The sequence below is a fragment of the Arcicella sp. GW822-FHT02H01 genome (genome assembly GCF_058802005.1).
The window spans coordinates 1,936,350-1,956,279 of sequence record NZ_JBXANT010000001.1; the positions used below are offsets into that span (position 1 = coordinate 1,936,350).

Annotated in this window: 20 protein-coding genes; 6 read left to right on the forward strand and 14 right to left on the reverse strand. The window is 35.3% G+C overall.

Going from position 1 to position 19,930, the window contains the following annotated elements; translation table 11 throughout:
• Nucleotides 1–27: 27 nt before the first annotated feature.
• The 3 genes from AC1RNE_RS08190 to AC1RNE_RS08200 form a co-directional block, all read right to left on the reverse strand.
• Nucleotides 28–759 (reverse strand): hypothetical protein, encoded by a 732-nt coding sequence (locus AC1RNE_RS08190; RefSeq protein ID WP_492800532.1) that lies wholly within the window; start codon nt 757–759, stop codon nt 28–30.
• 470 nt (nt 760–1,229) lie between these two features.
• Complete coding sequence (locus AC1RNE_RS08195; RefSeq protein WP_492800533.1) at nt 1,230–1,601, reverse strand: hypothetical protein; 372 nt, start codon at nt 1,599–1,601, stop codon at nt 1,230–1,232.
• Nucleotides 1,602–1,612: 11 nt separating this feature from the next.
• Nucleotides 1,613–2,023 carry a hypothetical protein gene (locus tag AC1RNE_RS08200; RefSeq protein ID WP_492800534.1) on the reverse strand — a complete coding sequence of 137 codons (411 nt, stop codon included), beginning with the start codon at nt 2,021–2,023 and terminating at the stop codon, nt 1,613–1,615.
• A 160-nt stretch (nt 2,024–2,183) separates the two neighbouring features.
• Here AC1RNE_RS08200 and AC1RNE_RS08205 point away from each other — a divergent pair, with 160 nt between their 5' ends.
• The gene (locus AC1RNE_RS08205; RefSeq protein ID WP_492800535.1) at nt 2,184–3,773 is read left to right on the forward strand and encodes a sensor histidine kinase; all 1,590 of its coding nucleotides are present in this window, start codon (nt 2,184–2,186) and stop codon (nt 3,771–3,773) included.
• 45 nt (nt 3,774–3,818) lie between these two features.
• A complete protein-coding gene (locus tag AC1RNE_RS08210; protein ID WP_492800536.1) occupies nt 3,819–4,877 on the forward strand; it encodes a response regulator in 1,059 nt (352 codons plus the stop codon).
• Nucleotides 4,878–4,880: 3 nt separating this feature from the next.
• Here AC1RNE_RS08210 and AC1RNE_RS08215 read toward each other — a convergent pair whose 3' ends face one another.
• The 4 genes from AC1RNE_RS08215 to AC1RNE_RS08230 all read right to left on the reverse strand — a co-directional run bounded on the left by AC1RNE_RS08215 (nt 4,881) and on the right by AC1RNE_RS08230 (nt 8,353).
• On the reverse strand, nt 4,881–5,525 hold the full coding sequence (locus AC1RNE_RS08215) for a DUF3267 domain-containing protein (RefSeq protein ID WP_492800537.1): 645 nt from the start codon (nt 5,523–5,525) through the stop codon (nt 4,881–4,883).
• Nucleotides 5,526–5,584: 59 nt separating this feature from the next.
• On the reverse strand, nt 5,585–6,322 hold the full coding sequence (locus tag AC1RNE_RS08220) for a LytR/AlgR family response regulator transcription factor (protein ID WP_309913598.1): 738 nt from the start codon (nt 6,320–6,322) through the stop codon (nt 5,585–5,587).
• 54 nt (nt 6,323–6,376) lie between these two features.
• Complete coding sequence (locus AC1RNE_RS08225; protein ID WP_309913595.1) at nt 6,377–7,477, reverse strand: sensor histidine kinase; 1,101 nt, start codon at nt 7,475–7,477, stop codon at nt 6,377–6,379.
• Nucleotides 7,478–7,693: 216 nt separating this feature from the next.
• Nucleotides 7,694–8,353, reverse strand: coding sequence for a histidine phosphatase family protein (locus tag AC1RNE_RS08230; RefSeq protein ID WP_492800538.1), 660 nt, complete (start codon nt 8,351–8,353; stop codon nt 7,694–7,696).
• A 148-nt stretch (nt 8,354–8,501) separates the two neighbouring features.
• Here AC1RNE_RS08230 and AC1RNE_RS08235 point away from each other — a divergent pair, with 148 nt between their 5' ends.
• A complete protein-coding gene (locus AC1RNE_RS08235) occupies nt 8,502–8,927 on the forward strand; it encodes a hotdog fold thioesterase (RefSeq protein WP_492800539.1) in 426 nt (141 codons plus the stop codon).
• 141 nt (nt 8,928–9,068) lie between these two features.
• Nucleotides 9,069–10,319 (forward strand): chorismate-binding protein, encoded by a 1,251-nt coding sequence (locus AC1RNE_RS08240; protein WP_492800540.1) that lies wholly within the window; start codon nt 9,069–9,071, stop codon nt 10,317–10,319.
• A 5-nt stretch (nt 10,320–10,324) separates the two neighbouring features.
• On the opposite strand, the gene AC1RNE_RS08245 is transcribed toward AC1RNE_RS08240, so the two are convergent.
• The 7 genes from AC1RNE_RS08245 to AC1RNE_RS08275 all read right to left on the reverse strand — a co-directional run bounded on the left by AC1RNE_RS08245 (nt 10,325) and on the right by AC1RNE_RS08275 (nt 17,144).
• Nucleotides 10,325–11,626 carry a hemolysin family protein gene (locus tag AC1RNE_RS08245; RefSeq protein WP_492800541.1) on the reverse strand — a complete coding sequence of 434 codons (1,302 nt, stop codon included), beginning with the start codon at nt 11,624–11,626 and terminating at the stop codon, nt 10,325–10,327.
• Between the two features lie 82 nt (nt 11,627–11,708).
• Complete coding sequence (locus AC1RNE_RS08250) at nt 11,709–11,996, reverse strand: hypothetical protein (protein ID WP_309913580.1); 288 nt, start codon at nt 11,994–11,996, stop codon at nt 11,709–11,711.
• Between the two features lie 74 nt (nt 11,997–12,070).
• Entirely contained in the window at nt 12,071–14,644 is a 2,574-nt protein-coding gene (gene ccsA / locus AC1RNE_RS08255; protein WP_492800542.1) for a cytochrome c biogenesis protein CcsA, read from the reverse strand.
• Nucleotides 14,645–14,776: 132 nt separating this feature from the next.
• A complete protein-coding gene (locus tag AC1RNE_RS08260; protein WP_309913574.1) occupies nt 14,777–15,214 on the reverse strand; it encodes a cytochrome c maturation protein CcmE domain-containing protein in 438 nt (145 codons plus the stop codon).
• 124 nt (nt 15,215–15,338) lie between these two features.
• On the reverse strand, nt 15,339–15,560 hold the full coding sequence (locus tag AC1RNE_RS08265) for a CcmD family protein (protein ID WP_492800543.1): 222 nt from the start codon (nt 15,558–15,560) through the stop codon (nt 15,339–15,341).
• A 4-nt stretch (nt 15,561–15,564) separates the two neighbouring features.
• A complete protein-coding gene (gene ccsA / locus AC1RNE_RS08270; RefSeq protein ID WP_309913567.1) occupies nt 15,565–16,224 on the reverse strand; it encodes a cytochrome c biogenesis protein CcsA in 660 nt (219 codons plus the stop codon).
• A 254-nt stretch (nt 16,225–16,478) separates the two neighbouring features.
• Entirely contained in the window at nt 16,479–17,144 is a 666-nt protein-coding gene (locus AC1RNE_RS08275; protein WP_492800544.1) for a heme exporter protein CcmB, read from the reverse strand.
• A gap of 266 nt (nt 17,145–17,410) precedes the next feature.
• On the opposite strand from AC1RNE_RS08275, the gene AC1RNE_RS08280 reads away from it, so the two are divergent.
• Nucleotides 17,411–17,629: a FeoA family protein gene (locus tag AC1RNE_RS08280; RefSeq protein ID WP_309913561.1), complete on the forward strand. Its 219-nt coding sequence runs from the start codon at nt 17,411–17,413 to the stop codon at nt 17,627–17,629.
• 150 nt (nt 17,630–17,779) lie between these two features.
• Nucleotides 17,780–19,900: a ferrous iron transport protein B gene (gene feoB / locus AC1RNE_RS08285; protein ID WP_492800545.1), complete on the forward strand. Its 2,121-nt coding sequence runs from the start codon at nt 17,780–17,782 to the stop codon at nt 19,898–19,900.
• Nucleotides 19,901–19,930 lie beyond the last annotated feature (30 nt).

Sequence of the window (19,930 nt, forward strand, 5' to 3'; positions counted from 1 at the left end):
AGTTAATATCATTACCCTTGAATTAAACTATATTTTAATTCGAACAGAAAAAGATAATTTAGGAATAAAAGAATAGTTCTTCACGTTATTCTGAATACTCAGGATGTTGGCATCAGTAATCAATGTTTCAACCACACCAGAACGGTCTAAAGCTAATTGAGGCGAACCTGAATAATAAGCACCCATTTCAAAACCAAAACCTACACTGCTTTTCGGAATTGCTCGTCCAAAACCTAAGCCTAAATAAGGGCGGATTTTATTGCCTGTAACTTTCAAATTTGCTTTTCCAAAATCCTGTGCATCTATTTCAAAATCTGATGCAAATTTAAACTTACCCGTTTTAACTGTTGGTTCTGCCATCACTTCTGAATCTCCAGTACCATAAGCTAAACCTGCTACCAGTTTAAAAGACTTTCTCTTGAATGGATGAAAGTCAACAAGTGCATCAATTTGAAGAGATTTAACCTTGGGAGTAATATCAAGGTCAGAAGCACCATCTCCAAGTGATACGGTTATGGGAGGTGTGACAAACATACTTACATCCAAGTAGTTAAAGCCAACTCTAAGGTTGATAGAATTGTCTAACTTAAGTGCCTGAGCGACTTCAGCACCAAAGCCCATTGTTCCAAACTGAACACCTATAGAGTTTCTTCCATAAATATGTTCTGTTAAAATCGGTGGTGTCTGCGACGGCGATGATTGAGCAATTACATGGGTCGTCATGCCAAATGTCAGCAAAAAGTAGAATAGCTTTTTCATTAGTTCAAAAATATATGATTTAGTTATAACGTTTAATTTATTTTTAATAATAAGGATTCGAAAATTATATGTTCCTACGATATATTAGAATGTTAAAATCAAAAATATAACTTTATTTTGATTTTTTTGATTTTTTTCAATAAAAATAAATAAATAGCCGAGAGGACGAAAATATAATTTTATTTTCATCTGCTTGATTTTTTAAATAAAATGACGACATACTGGAAGAACCCAAAAATATAAATTTATTTTTATTTTTTTGGCTTTTATGAAAAAAAATGGATTTAGTGGAGCAGACAGGAATATCGTCCTGCATGAATAGTCATTAAATATACTTTATTAATACCAATAAATACAATATATTAAAAAAAAACATCATTATAGGCTTAGTTGATTGTCTATTAAAAACAAATAGGAGCCTACCCATGATAAGTAAGCTCCTTTAAAACTTAATTGAAATCAGCGTTTATTTATAGTATTTTGCTAAGGAATTGATACAGTTTATGCTTAGAAAAGTTAAAGTCTTTTTCAAGCATTTCGAATGCCGACCTTTGGCGTTCATGAATTAGCTCCATTTGTTCGTCAAACAGAAAACGTCTATTTTGGGCATAATCTACAAAAGCACTTTCCTGAGTTTTGATACCAATCAGTAAATTTTCGCTTACTTCATTAATATGAGTAAATCGCTCATCGAATGTAGCTACTTCTTTTAATAATTCCTCCTCCGTATTTTTACTTTTAACCTCTTCTAAAAGCGTTTGGAAGTACTTTACTTCATCAGCAAAAAAAGCTAATGATGCTATCCATTGATTATTTTCATGGTGACATACTTCAAATTTCATAACTATTGGGATTAAAGAATTTTTGATAAACACTTATAAAAATCATTTTTGGTATGAATAAACTCTTTCTCAAAAACTTGATAACGTTCACGAAGTATATAATGCTGGTTATAAATCTCTTCTCCTAATAAAAACTCTCTCCCCAATGCATCGTCTTCAAAACCCCATTGCTCTTGATTGATTAAGTGTACTAATTCATCCGACTCTTTATATAAATTTTGCCATCTTGTTTCAAAAATAAAAGCTTGATTCAATACTTCCAATAAAGTATTTTTTGATTTCACTTCATCAATGAGTGTATAAAAGTACGTTAATTCTTCCCGATAAAAAGTTAAATTTAGTAGCCATTTGATATTTTCTTTATGATAAACGCCATATTTAAACACCTGTGTATCATAAACGTTTTTTGTTATCTCATCCATATTTTCAACAATTTGATAATTAAATATTTATATCATAAATTTCTTCAACTTTTGGGGTTTTAGCTATCATTAGAATCATATCAAGAACTGACATATATCAAGTTTCTTGGGTTGATAGCTGTCAAATTTGTACCTTTATCATATATTAATATCTTTTACTATGGACTTCCCTATCAATAGCCTACTTTTAAAATCAATTCTAGAAGATACCCCAACGTTTATGGGTATCTACAATATCGCTACCAATCGGTATGTCTTCATTAATAAAGTAGGTTTAAACATGTTTGAAGTTAGCGATATAGAGGAGTTTGCTGCAAAATATCCAGAAGGCTTTAGAAAAGATAAACTGAATTTAGATAATCGCAACGAAATATATGAGCATGTAAAAACCAAGCAAACTAGGATTGAAGAAGCACTCTTTCAGACATCAAGCAAGCTTCAATTTTGGGGAACACTTCAAATTTCCATATTTGAAAGCGAAGGGAAGGAATATTACTTGGTTAGAATCAATGATACTACCTATCAAAGAAATGCTGAACAGCAACTAGAGGACGATAACAACCGTTTTGAAGCATTATTTATGCACGCTGCTATCGGGCTAGTCATGGTTGACCGTGAAGGCAAGATTATTTTATCAAACCGTTTTGCCAATGTAATATTTGGCTACGAAACGGGTGAATTAGAAGGGCAATTACTAGAAGTATTGATTCCACACAATATTAGAGAGAAGCATCGCGAAACATACGAAAACTATACCCATAAGCCACAGTCAAGACCCATGGGTATTGGGCTTGACTTAAAGGCTCGTAAGAAAGATGGTACACTTTTCCCCGTAGAGATTAGTTTAAGTCATTTTAAATCGGGCGGCAAGCCTTATTATATTTCTTTTATTAATGATGCTACATTCAAGAAGAAAGCCGAGACCGATTTATTAATAAAAACTACTGAAATACAGAAACTGAATAATAGTCTTGAAAAAGAAGTAGTAAATCGTACGAATGCTTTGGTTGAAACGCTAAAGAACTTAGAGCAATCTAAAAAAGAGCTTGAAGTTGCCCTTAACAAAGAAAAAGAATTGGGCGAGCTAAAATCAAGGTTTGTTTCAATGGCGTCGCATGAATTTAGAACACCCCTTACAGCCATTCTTTCGGCGGCTTCATTAATTGAGAAATATGTTAAAACTGAAGAGCAAGATAAAAGAGAACGCCATACACAGCGAATTATGAATGCTGTGGGCAATTTGACTGATATATTGGAGGAATTCCTTTCTGTAGGTAAACTAGAAGAAGGAAAAGTATATGCTAAGTTGGCTAATTTTGAATTGCCAACACTAGTCGAAGAAAGTATAAACGACTTAAAGAATATGCTCAAGAAAAATCAGCGAATAGATTATCAGCATTTCGGTGATACTATAGTATGTCTTGATAAATCGTTGTTCAGGAAAATCATTATTAATCTAGGCTCTAATGCGGTGAAGTTTTCAAATGAAAATACAACGATAAGTATATCTACTGAAAAGCTTGAAAAAATGCTTATTCTTAAAGTATCCGACCAAGGTATTGGTATTTCAGAGGAGGATCAAAAACATTTATTCGACCGCTTTTTCAGGGGTGCTAACGTAACAAATATTCAAGGAACTGGTTTGGGTTTGCACATTGTGGCACGATATACGGAGTTACTTGGTGGACAAGTATTTGTAGAAAGTAAACTTAATCGCGGAACAACTTTTAGTATTAAGTTTGATTTATAATTTTAAACCACCCTTTATTTAAAAACATCTTAACTATTCAAACATATGAAAATAATCCTGCTTATCGAAGATAGTGATGACATCAGAGAAACCACTGCTGAAATATTAGAACTTGCTAGTTATAATGTTCATACAGCCGAAAATGGAAAAGTTGGGGTTGAGCTTGCCCAGAAAGTAAAACCAGATTTAGTAATTTGCGATATCATGATGCCTATCTTAGATGGTTATGGCGTATTGCATATTTTTAGTCAACATCCTGATTTACAAAATATTCCATTTATTTTTCTGACTGCTAAAGCTGAACGTTCAGACCATCGAAAAGGAATGGAAATGGGCGCTGACGATTACCTCACAAAACCTTTTCAGGAAATCGAATTATTGAATGCTGTAGAAAGCAGGTTAAAGAAAATAGATAACCTTACGAAGGCCTTTAAAAATACCGAATCAGAAATAGAAGAGCTTTATCAGCAAGCACGTGAATATGTTGATATCAATTCTCTTTCTAAAGATAGGAAAATATCGAACATTAAAAAGAAGCAAATCATCTATACCGAAGGGGACGAACCTATTAAGTTTTATTTTTTAAAGTCAGGCAAAATAAAGACGTATCAGTCTAATCGTGATGGAAAAGAGTTCGTTACGGGCTTATACAATTCTGGTGATTTTTTCGGTCATATCGCCATCATAGAAAGTAGTGAATACCAAGAATCAGCAGAAGCCCTTGAAGATTGTGAAATTATCGGTATTCCTAAAAATGATTTTTTAGAGTTAATCACTAGAAATCAGTCTGTTGCTAATAAATTCATCAAAATGTTGGCTAATGATATCCACGAGAAGGAAAAGCATTTAACTCAAATGGCTTATAATTCTTTGCGAAAGCGTACGGCGGATGCACTAGTGATGCTATCAAGAAAATATAAAACTGAAAAACAAGATAAATTTTCAATCAGAATTTCCAGAGACGACCTAGCTTCTGTAGTGGGTACTGCCACAGAATCACTTATCAGAACCCTGAGCGATTTTAAATCTGATAAGCTTATTGAAGTAAATGGTAGTGAAATTACTATTCTTGAAGAACACAAGTTGGCTAACCTTAGGGGATAAGCATCAATCTTTTTCAAAAAAATAAGACATTCCCTCCTCATCAATATCGTCATAAGTGAACATTTCTTTATGGCGATTTTTTGTGTAATATCTAATCAAAATGAAATCTCCCAAGCAACCATAAGTATGCAATATGAAGGTTGTAATAATCAACACCTTGTAGCTAGGAATAAATACCAAGGCTGTTATCAACACCGAAGAAATCACGAGGAAAGGCATTACAGCCACGATGGCATTTTCTTTAAGGCTCATCACAAATTTTTGGGCATAAGCATACACCATCAAACTTTTGGGTGTCCAACCAAATCCTACTTTTTCAGCCCCCAATATTTTAAATACTAATCCATGAATACCTTCATGAATGGGTAATAAAATGAATAATAAGACTGGGAATGCTGCTGCTATTTGTCCAAAATCAATTTTTGCTTGCCCTATCTGTTTACTAATCACATATCCGAAAACGCCGCCTACCATTAATAAAGCCACAAAAATGATTTTTTGAGCAAGAGGCTTTTTCGTTTGATTCGAGCTAGTAGGTTTAACCCCTAATTCCCTCATCAAAAACTTCATCATTTCTTCAATCCTAAACGATTCAATCAATGAGAAATAATTAGGATTATGCAGTTGAGCAATACTTGGCTTTTCCATGTCAAAAAATATGTTCATCAATTACGGTGACTGTCTGTAATTAATGAACATATCAATGTCTATAAACTTAATAATTCTTTAAAGCGAATGGCCTGGCGTCTAGAAATTTCGATTTTATCACCGCTTTCTCGCAAGGTTACTTGTAAACCTCCCGAAAACCAAGGTTCAATTTTCTGAATGTATTTTAGGTTGATAATATGTTTACGGTTGGCTCTGAAAAAGGTTTTAGGGTCTAATCTGTCTTCCAAGGCATTTAATGATTTCAGCACCAATGGCTTTTGGTCATCAAAATATAACCTTACATAATTCCCCATCGACTCGAACAAACGAACATTTCCTAAGCGTACAAACCAGCATTTTTCACCATCTTTTACAAATACTTGGTCATTTTCAGTTAATACGATTGTATTATCTTTTACTGTTTCTGTAAGTTGCTTTTGGCGGTCAAACTCCTCCTCTACTTTCTGAATAGCCTCGCTAAGTCTGTGTAATTCTATTGGCTTTAGTAGATAATCTAGGGCATTAAATTCAAAGGCTTTAATAGCATATTCGTCGTAGGCCGTCGTAAAAATCACTTCTGGTACATTTCCTTCAAGGTCGCTTAGCAAATCAAAGCCCGTTTTGCCTGGCATTTGAATATCCAGAAACAATAAATCTGGATGTACCTCGTCGATAAGCACTACTGCTTCATCAGCATTAGCAGCTTCGCCAACGATATTAATTTTAGGAAAATTCTCTAGCAAGCGTTTTAACTCGTTTCTTGCCAAACGTTCGTCATCAACAATAATAGCCTTCATATTTAATTTTATGGTTTCTGATTAGCGGTATTATCCTTTATAACTAATCATACATTAGATTGTCACTTTGGGTTTTACAATATTGGTTATTTTTGAAAACGGTGTATCTTTTTCTGGTTCTACTGAGGGTATCGGTATGGTAATCTCGGCTGTTACTACCTCTTTGGAAGCCTGATATATTCTAAATTTAGACTCTGGTCCAAACAATAATTCTAATCTATGGGCAGTGTTTTCTAGTCCAAATCCTCCTGATTCCGTCGTTTCTAAAATACCCGTATTACTGATAATAATTAATAGATTCTTTCCTACTAATTTTGCTTCTAAGCTTACGAATCCTCCTTTTACAGGCTTCGATACGCCGTGTTTTATGGCATTTTCTACCAGCGTTTGTAATAACATCGGTGGAACTTGCACATGCATGGTATCTGGATATACATTCTTTCTGATTTGCAACCGTTCTTCGTATCTTATTTTCTCTAAAGCTAAGTAATCATCAACAGTTCTTAGCTCTTCCGACAGCGAAACGGTTTTTCTTCTATCTGCTAATAAAGAACTTCTCAGAATATTGGATAATTGCGTAACCGCTTTTTGGGCCTTGTCTGGTTCTTCCAAAATCAACGCACGAATACTATTCAACGCATTGAACATAAAATGCGGATTCATTTGTGCTCTTAATACTTTCGATTCTGTTTCTTTTACCGATGATTCTAATCGTATTTTATCTACTTCTACTTCCGACTTCCGTTCAAAATAGTGTGAAGCGTAATAAAACAATGTCCAAATCATCAATGGCTTTGCCCAGCTAAATATGAATTGCATGACAAAAAAGAACGACCATAGGTTTCGTCCTTCTTCTTCGCGCAATAGATAAGAATCTAAAGGGATGTTCACAAACGCCATAAAAAACGACATAAACCCCACCGCTATCAATATGCGTGGGATTACTCTATCTATTGGCAATTCTACCCATCCGTATTTTTTTATTACTTTCCTGAAATTATGTGTAATTATAATGGCTACAACAACATTTAATAATGCCGCCACGAACCAATCTAAAGACCAACCGAAATCATTCGAATAAATCAAGGCCTCGTTGGCCAACCACGCTGACCAGCCGAATACTTGCAGAATCCAATATAACTTAGCTCTAGACATATTAATCTATTCAAATACACTTCAAATAAAAGCGTATATATTTATTTACTACCGTTTCTTCTATCCTTTTTTATAACAAATTAAGGCAATGTAATAAAAAGCAATGGAATTATTCAGTAAACGGAAGGTGGGGATGATAAACGGATAAAAGAAGAAATGAAGATTTGAGGGAAATATGTGTTGAAGTATTTTAACGCCATATTTCCCTGAATGATTTTATTCAACGATTAGGTCGTCTAAGTGAGAAAGGTCATTTTCTAATTCTACAGAAAACTTACCTTGTTCATAATCATAAGTAAGTTTGTATAAACAAAGGTTGGCATGTTCAAAGGTATCCATTTCGTGTAGCTCTCGTTCAAGCAACAATGTCAGGATTATCCTAATAGCCCTACCGTGCATGGCTACCAAAATTGTTTCTTCGTCCGAACGCGATACAATCAAATCTATCACGGGCTTCTGGCGGGTTAATACATCTAGTGGACTTTCTCCTCCTTCAGAAGGCATATCTACCTTTCCATTAATCCAGCCGTCTATTAATATTTTATAATATTCGTTATCAACATCATTAGGCACTTTTCCTTCACGCACTCCCCAACTGATTTCGTTAAGTCCTTCGTGTTGTTCCCAAGGAAGCCCTTTTTCAAGGAATTTTTTTACCGATTGGTGGGTTCTCTTTAAAGCAGAAGTATACACTTTATCAAAAACAATACCTTGATACCTTTGATAGAAAGCTTCAGCCTGCGCTTGTCCTAATTCATTCAAATCAGAATCTACACCACTGCCTTGAACTATTCCCTGACGGTTGAAGTCTGTTTCTCCATGACGGATTAAATAAATGGTTTTAACTTTTGGAGTTTTTGATTGGTCGTTAGACATTGATTTGAAGGATTATATTTATGGCAATCTTAATAAAGTATTTCTCGCCTTTTTTCAACTTTTATAAAGTTAATCAATAAAATAACAATTTACTTTGACTAATTTCCCGCAAAAATACAGTTTTTGAACATAATTCATACCATCTGACATGATAAAAACATCCTATACCCTCGAACAATTGAATGAAAGAAGTGCAGGTAACATGGTAGGCTACTTAGGAATCGTATTTACCGAAGTTACAGACACTTACATTTCGGCTAAAATGCCTGTCGATGAAAGAACCAAACAGCCTATGGGATTACTCCACGGTGGAGCTTCGGTAGTGTTAGCAGAATCGTTAGGAAGTATTGCCTCATGGATGGTTTTGGAAGACCCTGACAAGTATGCACCAGTAGGAATTGAAATCAATGCGAACCATTTAAAGTCAGCACGTGAGGGCTATGTTTATGCCAAATGTTCTCCTTTGAAAATCGGAAGAACTATGCACGTTTGGGACATAAAAATAACCGATGAAAAAGGAGATTTAGTGTGTGCTAGTAGATTGACAACCGCTATTATTGAAAAACGTTCATAGTTGAAGCATATCAATAAAATACAAATTACTAATACTCAACATCTTATAAAATATCAGGAAAATTTTAAGTTTTCTGAAACCTCATTACTATACAAGATGTTATTTTTACATCAATAATACATCACTATAAAACTTCAGGATATGACCCCGACTTCGGAATTTCATATTTTACAGCAAACAAACAAATTAGCAAAACTCTGGCAAACGGCTTTTTCAGAAGGTTTTCCTATGGCGTTATGGCAATTGCCACAGTCTACCGAGAAACAACTTATCATTGATCTTTCCGGGAGTACTCAGCGAAAAAAAACTGATTTAGATGAATTACCTGCTGGCTTTGTCATGAGTCCTTTTCAGGGAGAATCTTTATTCCTAAGAGGTGACCTATACTATCGTTTTGATACCAATAATCACGAGATAGAAGATGCCATCAAAGGCAAAACCCTTGAAGCAGCAATTTTTGAAAAAAAATACCTACATTATTCAGACGAAGAGGAAGTAGCATCAATTACCGAAAAACAAGATGAACAAAACCCTGTTCACCCTCTAGACGGTAGTTTAGAGAAATGGAATGGTGGTTTATACAATGAAATGATTTTTGCAGAAATGGTTTCTAAAGCTATTATAGCTATTGAAAATGGAGATATGCAAAAAGTAGTTTTGTCAAGGACTAAAAATGTTACTTTGCCCGAAAGTTTTGAGATTATTGATGCTTTCCAGAAATTGTGCAAAGCTTATCCAAATGCCTTTATCTCTTTAGTCTATTTGCCAGAATTTGAAGCCATTTGGCTAGGTGCTACTCCTGAAACCTTAGTAAGCGTTGATGGTCAAGGAATTTTTAAGACGATGTCTTTAGCGGGAACTCAATCTGCCATTGGTGATAACGGAGAGATGCTTTCACCTATCAGCATTCGTTGGTCACATAAAGAAATTGAAGAACAAGCCTTCGTAAGCAGGTATGTGATTGAGTGTTTTAAGAAAATCCGTTTGAGAGAATATTGTGAGAGCGGTCCTAAAACCGTACAGGCTGGGAATTTGATGCACTTACGAACCGACTTTAAAGTTGATACCAAAGCCCTCAATTTCCCACAACTAGGCACTGTCATGCTTGAATTACTTCATCCTACTTCGGCCGTTTGTGGAATGCCTAAGGATGCTGCATTACGTTTGATTGCTGAAACAGAACTCCATCATCGTGAATTTTACAGTGGTTTTTTAGGCCCTGTAAATATTAAAGACGAAAGTCATCTGTTTGTCAACCTCAGAACAGTAAAAATTCAAGGAAATCACGCTACTTTTTTTGCAGGCTGTGGCATCACCGCAGATTCTAACCCTGTGAAAGAATGGTACGAAACAGAAATGAAAAGCCAGACTTTAATGAATGTAATCTTATAGATGACTTAGTGTTTCATCGTAAAAGATTCTGATTTCTTTTCGATATCTCCTATGATAAGCAACTTAACAATATCAATTCTGGCGTCTGTCATTTCAATGATTTGAAAGTTGAATGGGTGGAGGATAATCGTTTCATTAATTTCAGGAATGTCCTCGTTAATGCTAATAATCATTCCGCCTAGGGTATCATAATCCCCTTCTGGAAGATTCCAGTCATATTTGTCGTTCAAATAGTCAATCTCTAATCTTGCCGAAAGCAAATAGGTTTTATCTTCAATTCGTTTTTCAGTAAGGTTTTCATTATCATCGTATTCGTCTTCAATCTCACCGAAAATTTGTTCCATTACGTCTTCCATGCTTACTAAACCAGCAGTACTTCCAAATTCATCCACTACCAACGCTAACGATTTATGTTCTTTAGAAAAGCGAAACAATAAATCTTTGGCAGGCATGGCCTCTGGCACAATAGGAATAGGCGTAAGAATACCCTGAATTTCTTTGGGTTTTTTAAACAATGCCAAAGAGTGGCAATATCCCAATACATCCTCCATGGTTTCTTTGTAAATCAGTACTCTTGAATGACCACTTTCTACAAATACTTTTTTCAATTCCTCAATTCCACCTTCGATATCCACTCCTATAATATCCGTTCTTGGAATCATGCAGTCGCGTACACGTACTTGTTTGAATTCAAGGGCATTATTGAAAATCTTCGTATCAACTTCAGCTTCTTCTTCTGTAGATGTTTTACGATTAAGATTCTGTAAGTAATTATTCAAATCAGTCAAACCAAAAGCTGGTCTTTCTTCTGAATATTCTAGTCGTAAGATATTGTTAATAAACCATTTAGACAAACCTACGATTGCCCAAACCAATGGGTACATCAACGTATAAATAATCAGAATCGGAATGGCTAGTACTTCTAAAAAGCCGTCAGGATTCAATAAAAATATACTTTTAGGGGTAAATTCAGAAGTAGCTAAAATGATAATTGTACCGATAAAAGAAGCTATTAATCCAGCGGCTATTCCCGAAATGGGCAAATAGGCTTCTATTTCATGATGTAAATATCCTTCCATAAAGATACCATACGCTACCAAGGAAAGTGTATTCCCGATGAGCATCGTACCGATAAATTTTGAAGGATTTTTAAGATAATTTGAGATAATCTGCCCCGTGATTACTCCTTGTTTGGCTTGGAGTTCAAAGTACAGTTTATTGGCAGATACGAAGGCCATTTCAACCCCTGAAAAAAATGCCGAGGCTATAATGGCTATTATTATACTTAGTGCTTGTTGGGAGTCCATATTTTGGGTTAGGAGCTTAGAGATATACCTAACAGAATTGTTGTTTCTTTTTCAAATATAGAAAGAATTCTTTAAAAATCACTTATTTTTTCCCTTTCATTAATGCCTTTCTTTGGGCTTGTTTATCATCCTTTGGCTTTTCGGCAGGCTTATTTTTTGCTTCTTCCTCCTCTTTCTTCAAACGAACTTGTTTAGTATATTGGAAATAAAACAAACACACCATCGCAAACATTAAAAATGAATAATGATAAAATATTTTATTCCAAAAGGTAGGCTCTAGCCCCGCAGGTAAACCAGCACGTAAATCTAATATCCACATGATGATGAAACCAATGGCTGCGAAAAGGAGGAGTATTTCTTTCTTACTCATGTTAATCTTAAATATTAATATATCAAAGGCTAACGCTTTTCAATGTTAAATCACCAAGCGTTAACCTTTGTCACTTAAAAACCTTTGTCTCTCATTAATTTAAACTCTCGGTATCTTCTGATAATAGCCATTACAAAGCCTATAATCAATACAAAAGTACCTAACCAAAGTAGGTTGATTAATGGTTTTTTGATAGCCTTCAAGATAATGAAATCTCGCTGAGTAGTATTGATGGCAAACCCAAACTGACCAGTTTTAGGGTCGATATTCGTAAATTTAGCTCTTACACCAATCTCGTCGTTTTCTACCGAAGGCATTGCTACTAAACCTTCTTTAATCACAAAAACAGGATTTACTTCATAAGGTCTAAAGTCTTTGCCCATTACTTTAATCGTCGCTTGTACGGCTGCGTCGTTAGCACCTAAAGGTTTGCCTTCATACGTATCAACACGTTTTACTTGGTCTAACACAGCTACATAGTCGTTCAAGAAGAAGGTATCTTTCAACGCCACTGTAAAGTTTTCTGTTTTACTCCACTCCTTTTCTTCCAAATTTGGCGCTAATGCCACATAAGTGTAAAGGTCACCGCCAATCGTATGTTTCAAGGCTGGCGATGGTGCATTACCCATTTTTTTATTAATCTGAAATCTCGGATACAGCGTAGTGATTTTCCCTTCTTTGTCTCTGAAATCAATTTCATAGAATTTATTTTCAGGGAAAACTGGTAAAGTATCGCCCACTGAATAGTATTTCTTTCCTTGCTGAACGATGTCTTCTAAAGCTACTGCATGGAAATCATTCTCGATTAATTCTACTTGCTTAGGATGCAGGTATTCAGGCAATTCCCTTCCTTCTACCCTCACGCCTTTGTAAGTAAGGGTATAATCACTCATTTCAGAAGGTGTATTCAACCAAAGAATTACGTTTTCTTTATTCTCTTTGTCATTATCCTTTGTAAAGGCTTCGTCTTTTTCAGAAATAGCAAAACCGCTATTATTAATAGACACTACTTTTGAATAGCCCGAAGAAAACAAGATTCCTAGAAGCATCATGGCTACCCCAATATGTGTAACTGCTCCGCCTGATAATTTATAATTCCCTTTAAAAATATCTAATAAAATACTTCCATTGGTGATGATAGAGAAAATTCCTCCGAACAATAAGGTAATGTAAGTTGGTGTACTAAAAAAATCTCCGACTTGCGTTTTTGCCGTAAAAAATATCACAACAAATGTTAACACTAAGCTCAACAAAAGGGGTGTAAGTAAATGTTTACTAAGCGTTTCTTTCTTGATTTTTCTCCACCAAAATGCTTGTCCAATCCCTGAGAAGATTGCAATACCTACGCCAAACCATAATTGAAATTTAGAATAGTAGGTTGGTGCATCAGCTGGTGGTGCTAGTTTTGAAACAAACCCTAACCCTTCTACAATTTTATTATATACTGGCAATGACGTAGCGGCAATAATCTGGAAAGCCGACAAGCAAAGCGTAGTAGCACCCATAAAAATCCAAAACTCACGGCTGTAAGTGGTTATTTCTTTATCATCTGAAGGAATTTCTTTCCATCGGATGATTAGTAACACTACTGCCACAAACAGGAAGAATAACATATAAATCAATAACTGACCAGAAAGTCCTAAATCTGTAAATGAGTGTACAGATGCTTCTCCTAAAATTCCACTTCTGTTCAAGAAGGTTGAATACAAAACCAAGATAAATGTTGCTACTACCAAGATAAAAGAGGTACGAAGGGCAGCTTCATTATTCTTGTAGATAATCATACAGTGAATGGCCGCTATTAATACTAACCAAGGTACAAACGAAGCATTTTCAACAGGATCCCAGTTCCAATATCCCCCAAAATTCAAGGTTTCGTAAGCCCAATAGCCCCCCATAATAATACCAACGCCTAATACCAACGCCGATACTAAAGCCCAAGGCAAAGCTGGACGAATCCATTCACTAAATTCTTTTCTCCAAAGCCCAGCAATAGCATAAGCAAATGGAATTAAGGTAGTAGCAAAACCCAAGAAAAGTGTTGGTGGGTGAATAACCATCCAATAGTTTTGAAGTAATGGATTCAAACCATTACCATCTTCGGGTACAAAATCTGGTTTCATCGTCCAAACTGGTAAGTCTGGCATGGCTTCACGCATTAATAAAAATGGAGACGAACCTATTTTTAGGTCAATCAACGGCAATACTACGCCCAAAATCATAGAACATAAAAACACCTGTACTGCCCCAAATATGGCCATTACGGGTGCTTCCCAATGTTTATTGGTGTTGATTAATACGACTCCTAATACGGCATGCCAAAAAATCCAAAGCAAAAAGCTACCTTCTTGACCTTCCCAAAAACAAGAAACAATATAATAAACGGGTAATGCTTTTGATGAGTGTGACCACGCATAGTGGTATTCAAAATAATGCTTGTAAATAATGGTGTACAAGACTGCGATAATTCCTACAACTGCGGCTCCGTGGATATAAAAAGCGAAACGCGAAAAGCGTTTCCAAGAAGCTTGCTGTAATAAATCAGTCGTTTGTACTGATTTGAAGTAGCCAATTGTTGAAATTAATGATGTCACAAAAGACAAAATAATAAACAAATGACCAATATTTCCGATGGTTGTATGTAACATAAAGGGAATTGGGATTTTGGAGTAGGATTGAATCGACCTAAATACCCACTCCAAAATCGTTGATAAAGTTGCTATCGCAATGTTCGGATAACCTAAAGCTGATGGCTGAAAGCTATTTAATATTCAAGAGAATTATGACTGTTTTTCGGGTTTTGCTTCTTTAAATTCTACTTTGCCGTCTTGGTATTTTGAAGGACATTTTAGCAGAATTTTCTCGCATTTAAATACATTGCCATCCATATTGCCGATAATCACCATTTGCTCTGCTCTGCCCATATCTTGTGGTTTAGGCGCATTATAGATTACTTTTTGTTCACGACCATTGTTATCAATAAGCATGAACTCTAAATGGTTGGCATCTAATACAGGGTTATAAACCAAATCTTGAATATTACCAGAAGCGTCTTTTTTTAATTTCCCAACTACGTGTACTTGGTCATTGTCTCCTGCTTTAGCCATATTTTCAGCTACAGAAAAATCAACATAAGTACTTGCTTCCGTACCTGTTGAAACAAGAATGGCAACTGCAATAGCAATTACGATAAGTCCGATGATATGAGTCTTTTTCATATTTGTTTATAATTAGTGATTGAGTGAATTAGTGATTGAGTGAACAATCACATTGGTAAGCCAACATCTAACTTTCCAATCGCTCATTCCTAAAAGCTTAAAGCTGAAGGCTCAAAGCTTACAGCTATTTTTTAAGTTGTTTTTCTAACTTAGTAATCTTGCTATCAAGATTTATTAAGTAAACAATAATTCCAGCAAAAATGGTTGCAACAACTGCTACTACCACATAAATTCTACCGTCAGCAAATAATTTATCCGCCATTTCAGGTTCTCCTGCGGCGTTATCCTGAGCAAAAAGGCTTACAGACATCAGTAAGCAAATAATTAACGAAAGTGATTTTTTCATATTTCTAATCTTGATTCAATGCTATCAATTTTCTAATTCTTAATCGTAGGCTAGTAATCCAAAAAGCCAGACAAATCCAACCAATACAGGCAGGATAAAAAACGATTCTCATCGTATGTTCAGTATCCATCGGTTTAAAACCTGGGTTTCCACCATTTCCTGGATGAAGAGAATCTGTCATTCTTGGTAAAATAATCAATAACGGAATCAACAGAGCTACCGCAAAGATGTTATAAATCGCTGAAATCCTTGCCCTTTGCTGTTCATCTGTAAAAGAACCTCTCAGGATGATGTAAGCGAAATAGATTAACAGCCCAATAGCGGCTCCGTTCAGTTTAACATCATTTGTCCACCAAGTCCCCCAAGTATATCTTGCCCAAATACTGCCTGTAGCAATGCCAACAATCCCAAATACAATCCCTGTATTGGCATATTCTGATGCCTTATCATCAAAACTCATTAAAGGATTGCGGAGATATTGGATAGAATTCCATACTGAAACACCTAGCATGGCGAACATCGCAAACCACATAGGCACATGAAAATAAAGGTTACGAGCAGTTTCGTGAAGAATAGGTTGACTAGGGATACGTCCTAGAAACCCCCAAATTACTACATAGGCCAATAGCACTACGGCCAAGATTTTATACCAGTTTTGTTTCATTATATTATTTGTGATTGAGTGAGTTGTGAGTTAGTGATTTACTATTTCACTCTACATTTTATCACTCTCTCGTTATTTTTTTTGTAATCTAGTGATTGATAATTTCCATAATCTATTTTATCAACCTCAACTTATATCTTTTCCCTTTTACAAATATTTAAGCCAACAAACTCAAATCTAAAGTCTTACCTCTTGTCTCTAAAGGCTCAAAATCCTAAAGTCTAGAATCTTGCGTCTTGTCTCTTGCTTCTCCTCTAACTCCTCCACAAAAAAGGAAAAAGAATAACACTTAATACTAATACAATGGCATCTATCGCCAATAGCATCAATACTTCATCTAAACTGCTTGCTCTATCCAACCCATCCAACGCATTTTTAGATATTTTCAATAACATCAATAGCATTGGTAATATTACTGGAAAGCTAAGGATAGCCATCAGCGTAGCACTGTTCTCTGCTTTTGAAGCAATACCTGCAATCATCGTTAACGTACTAGAAAAACCTACTGCCCCTAATACGATACTTGCTAGGTACAATGGCATATCTCCTACAGGATTGCCCATTACTATTGCATAAACCCCAAAACCCGCCAAAGCCAACACTAACATCAAAAGCGTATTATAAACAATTTTTGAAAGAATAATGCCTACAGGGCTAGCCAAAGTATAATAATATAAAAGTCTTCCGTATCGCTCTTGGGTAAAACTTTTGGCAATGGCATTCATTGCTGTGAATAATAAAATAATCCAAAACAGCGTATTCCACGTAATTTTATCGATTTGATTAGCTTTCATCCGAAAAGACAAATAACAAACATACACTGTACTAACAATATATAACAACATGCCATTAAGGGCATATTTTTGTCTTAGTTCAAGCGTAATTTCCTTTTCTATTAAAGCTTTAATCTCTTTGTACATGCTGCGGAATAAGCAATTGTCTATTTTGCGTATTTTTTTGCAAAGTTACGACACAAACAAAACGCTTGGTCATGAAACAAAATAATATTTTGACATTCCAAAATGATTTTAGTCATTAATTGTTTCTAATGAAGGAACTCTTTGTTAATTTGCATTTGTTTTAGAATAAGTCTAAATAAATCATTTCAAGATTACATGAAATTGACTGTTTGATTCTGTTTTTAGAATTGAATTTCTATTCAGTTGAATACTGATAAATAAAGCCCATGAAAACCATTGCAGATTTACAAATAGGAGAAAGAGGAATTATCGTTAATTTTACAGACGAAGGTTTGTCGTTAAAATTACTTGAAATGGGTTGTTTACCCGGTACACAAGTAACTATGACACATATTGCTCCTTTTGGTGACCCTATCGCTGTTAAGGTTTCTGGGTACGTACTTTCGATGAGAGTAGATGAAGCCTCAACGATTGTAGTTGCTTAACAGTAATTGAAATATGATATTTGTGTGTTTCTTGACGAAAAGGCAATTATCAAAAACTGCAAAATTCAGTTTTATCGTTTCAGTTGCTCAGCTTAAAGCCTCTTTGTATGAAGTACGCTCAAAAAATTGCCGTTAATTTAATTTAAAAAATTGAAAAAATCTCCAAAAATAGCTCTCATCGGTAATCCAAACGCTGGGAAATCATCATTATTTAATTCACTAACTGGTCTTCGTCAGAAAACAGGTAATTTTCCTGGGGTGACGATGGACAAACTAATTGGTAAATGGAAATTAGAAAGTGGGGATGATGCTGAAATTCTAGATTTACCAGGTATCTATAGTATTTATCCCAAATCTGTGGATGAACAAGTAGTTATCAACATTTTGGCTAATCCACAACATCCCGACTATCCAGATTTAGCCATTGTTGTGGCTGATGCATCCAACCTTAAACGCAATTTATTGCTCTTTAGCCAAGTACGTGATTTAGGCATTCCTACTGTACTAGCTTTAAATATGATTGATGTTGCTGAAAATCAGGGAATTGTAATCAATTCAGTAAAATTAGCGCGTGAATTAAACGTTGAGATTGCCGAAGTTAATGCGAAAAAAGGTATCGGATTAAATGGCCTACGTTTGGCGGTTAATAAAACATTGGCATCTGGTTATAATTCTAATGATACGCTACCAATGGCTTATTCAAGCGAATTGGTGGATGAAATCAAGCAGAAATATGGAGATACCGACGATTATCATGCTTTACTATGGCTTTCGGAACATGATAATTTAAGACAATTCAATACGCAACAAAGAGTAGGCTTTGACGAACTGCAAACAAAGTATGGTTGGAAAACCCAAGAGGCACAATCAAAAGAAACTATGGCAAGGTATGCACAATTGAATGAAATTGTGGATAACTGTTTACATGAAATGCCTGTTGAAGAAGACCCTATCAATACTTGGACAGACCGCCTTGATAAAATATTCTTGCATCGTTTCTGGGGTTATTTCATTTTCTTAGCCATTTTGTTTATCGTTTTCCAAGCCATTTTTACTTGGGCAACCTATCCAATGGATTTGATTGATGGTGGCATAGCATCCCTCAACGAGTTCCTTAAAACAGAACTTCCTGATTCTAAACTAACCGATTTGCTCACCGATGGATTGATTTCTGGTATCGGTGGCGTATTGATTTTTATTCCTCAAATTGCTTTTTTGTTCTTCTTTATTTCAATGTTGGAAGAAACAGGGTATATGTCGAGAGTGATGTTTATCATGGATAAACTGATGCGAAGATTCGGTTTGAGTGGAAAATCAGTAGTGCCTTTAATTTCAGGGGTTGCTTGTGCCGTACCAGCTATCATGAGTACGCGTAGTATTAGCTCTTGGAAAGACCGACTGATTACCATCATGGTAACGCCATTGATGTCTTGTTCGGCACGTTTACCTATTTATACAGTATTGATTGCCCTTGTGGTGCCAGAAACGAGTTCTTTGTTCGGTATTTTCAATTTACAAGGAGTAGCCTTGTTTGCTTTATATTTATTAGGCTTCTTTGTAGCATTGGTTTCAGCTTGGATTATGAAGTTACTTTTGAAAGTAAAAGAAAGAAGTTACTTCATTATGGAATTGCCTTCTTATAAAGGCCCTAGGTTTTCACATGTTGCCATAACGATTTGGAATTCTACAAAAGCTTTCGTTTTTCAAGCTGGTAAGATTATCGTGGCAATCTCAATCGTCCTTTGGGTATTAGCCAGTTACGGCCCAGGAGATGCGATTGAACGAGCTGAAATTAAAATAAAAGCAGAAAACCCAACATTGACGGGTATCGAGTTGGAGAATAAAATAGCTTCACAGAAATTAGAAAATTCTTATGCTGGTGTTTTTGGTAAAGTAATTGAACCTGTGATTAAGCCATTGGGATATGATTGGAAAATCGGAATTGCCTTAATCACCTCTTTTGCAGCACGTGAAGTATTTGTCGGTACGATGTCGACTATTTATAGTTTAGGGGGTGAAGTAGACGATGAAAACTCTACAGTAATGAACAGAATGCGTGCGGAAATCAACCCAGAAACGGGTAAACCTATGTATGATACTGCTTTGGGCTTTTCGCTATTAATTTTTTATGCCTTTGCCATGCAGTGTATGAGTACTTTAGCAATTACTTACCGCGAAACTAAATCATGGAAATATCCAGCTATCCAATTATTTTATATGACTGGCCTAGCTTATATTTCAGCATTTATTGTTTATCAGGTTTTGAAATAATAACGTTAATCGTTAAAAATATTGATAGAA

Bases quoted from the DNA above. Each gene is read 5' to 3' on its own strand.
- AC1RNE_RS08190 (WP_492800532.1), bottom strand. From the start codon at position 759: ATGAAAAAGCTATTCTACTTTTTGCTGACATTTGGCATGACGACCCAT.
- AC1RNE_RS08195 (WP_492800533.1), bottom strand. From the start codon at position 1,601: ATGAAATTTGAAGTATGTCACCATGAAAATAATCAATGGATAGCATCA.
- AC1RNE_RS08200 (WP_492800534.1), bottom strand. From the start codon at position 2,023: ATGGATGAGATAACAAAAAACGTTTATGATACACAGGTGTTTAAATAT.
- AC1RNE_RS08205 (WP_492800535.1), top strand. From the start codon at position 2,184: ATGGACTTCCCTATCAATAGCCTACTTTTAAAATCAATTCTAGAAGAT.
- AC1RNE_RS08210 (WP_492800536.1), top strand. From the start codon at position 3,819: ATGAAAATAATCCTGCTTATCGAAGATAGTGATGACATCAGAGAAACC.
- AC1RNE_RS08215 (WP_492800537.1), bottom strand. From the start codon at position 5,525: ATGGAAAAGCCAAGTATTGCTCAACTGCATAATCCTAATTATTTCTCA.
- AC1RNE_RS08220 (WP_309913598.1), bottom strand. From the start codon at position 6,322: ATGAAGGCTATTATTGTTGATGACGAACGTTTGGCAAGAAACGAGTTA.
- AC1RNE_RS08225 (WP_309913595.1), bottom strand. From the start codon at position 7,477: ATGTCTAGAGCTAAGTTATATTGGATTCTGCAAGTATTCGGCTGGTCA.
- AC1RNE_RS08230 (WP_492800538.1), bottom strand. From the start codon at position 8,353: ATGTCTAACGACCAATCAAAAACTCCAAAAGTTAAAACCATTTATTTA.
- AC1RNE_RS08235 (WP_492800539.1), top strand. From the start codon at position 8,502: ATGATAAAAACATCCTATACCCTCGAACAATTGAATGAAAGAAGTGCA.
- AC1RNE_RS08240 (WP_492800540.1), top strand. From the start codon at position 9,069: ATGACCCCGACTTCGGAATTTCATATTTTACAGCAAACAAACAAATTA.
- AC1RNE_RS08245 (WP_492800541.1), bottom strand. From the start codon at position 11,626: ATGGACTCCCAACAAGCACTAAGTATAATAATAGCCATTATAGCCTCG.
- AC1RNE_RS08250 (WP_309913580.1), bottom strand. From the start codon at position 11,996: ATGAGTAAGAAAGAAATACTCCTCCTTTTCGCAGCCATTGGTTTCATC.
- ccsA (WP_492800542.1), bottom strand. From the start codon at position 14,644: ATGTTACATACAACCATCGGAAATATTGGTCATTTGTTTATTATTTTG.
- AC1RNE_RS08260 (WP_309913574.1), bottom strand. From the start codon at position 15,214: ATGAAAAAGACTCATATCATCGGACTTATCGTAATTGCTATTGCAGTT.
- AC1RNE_RS08265 (WP_492800543.1), bottom strand. From the start codon at position 15,560: ATGAAAAAATCACTTTCGTTAATTATTTGCTTACTGATGTCTGTAAGC.
- ccsA (WP_309913567.1), bottom strand. From the start codon at position 16,224: ATGAAACAAAACTGGTATAAAATCTTGGCCGTAGTGCTATTGGCCTAT.
- AC1RNE_RS08275 (WP_492800544.1), bottom strand. From the start codon at position 17,144: ATGTACAAAGAGATTAAAGCTTTAATAGAAAAGGAAATTACGCTTGAA.
- AC1RNE_RS08280 (WP_309913561.1), top strand. From the start codon at position 17,411: ATGAAAACCATTGCAGATTTACAAATAGGAGAAAGAGGAATTATCGTT.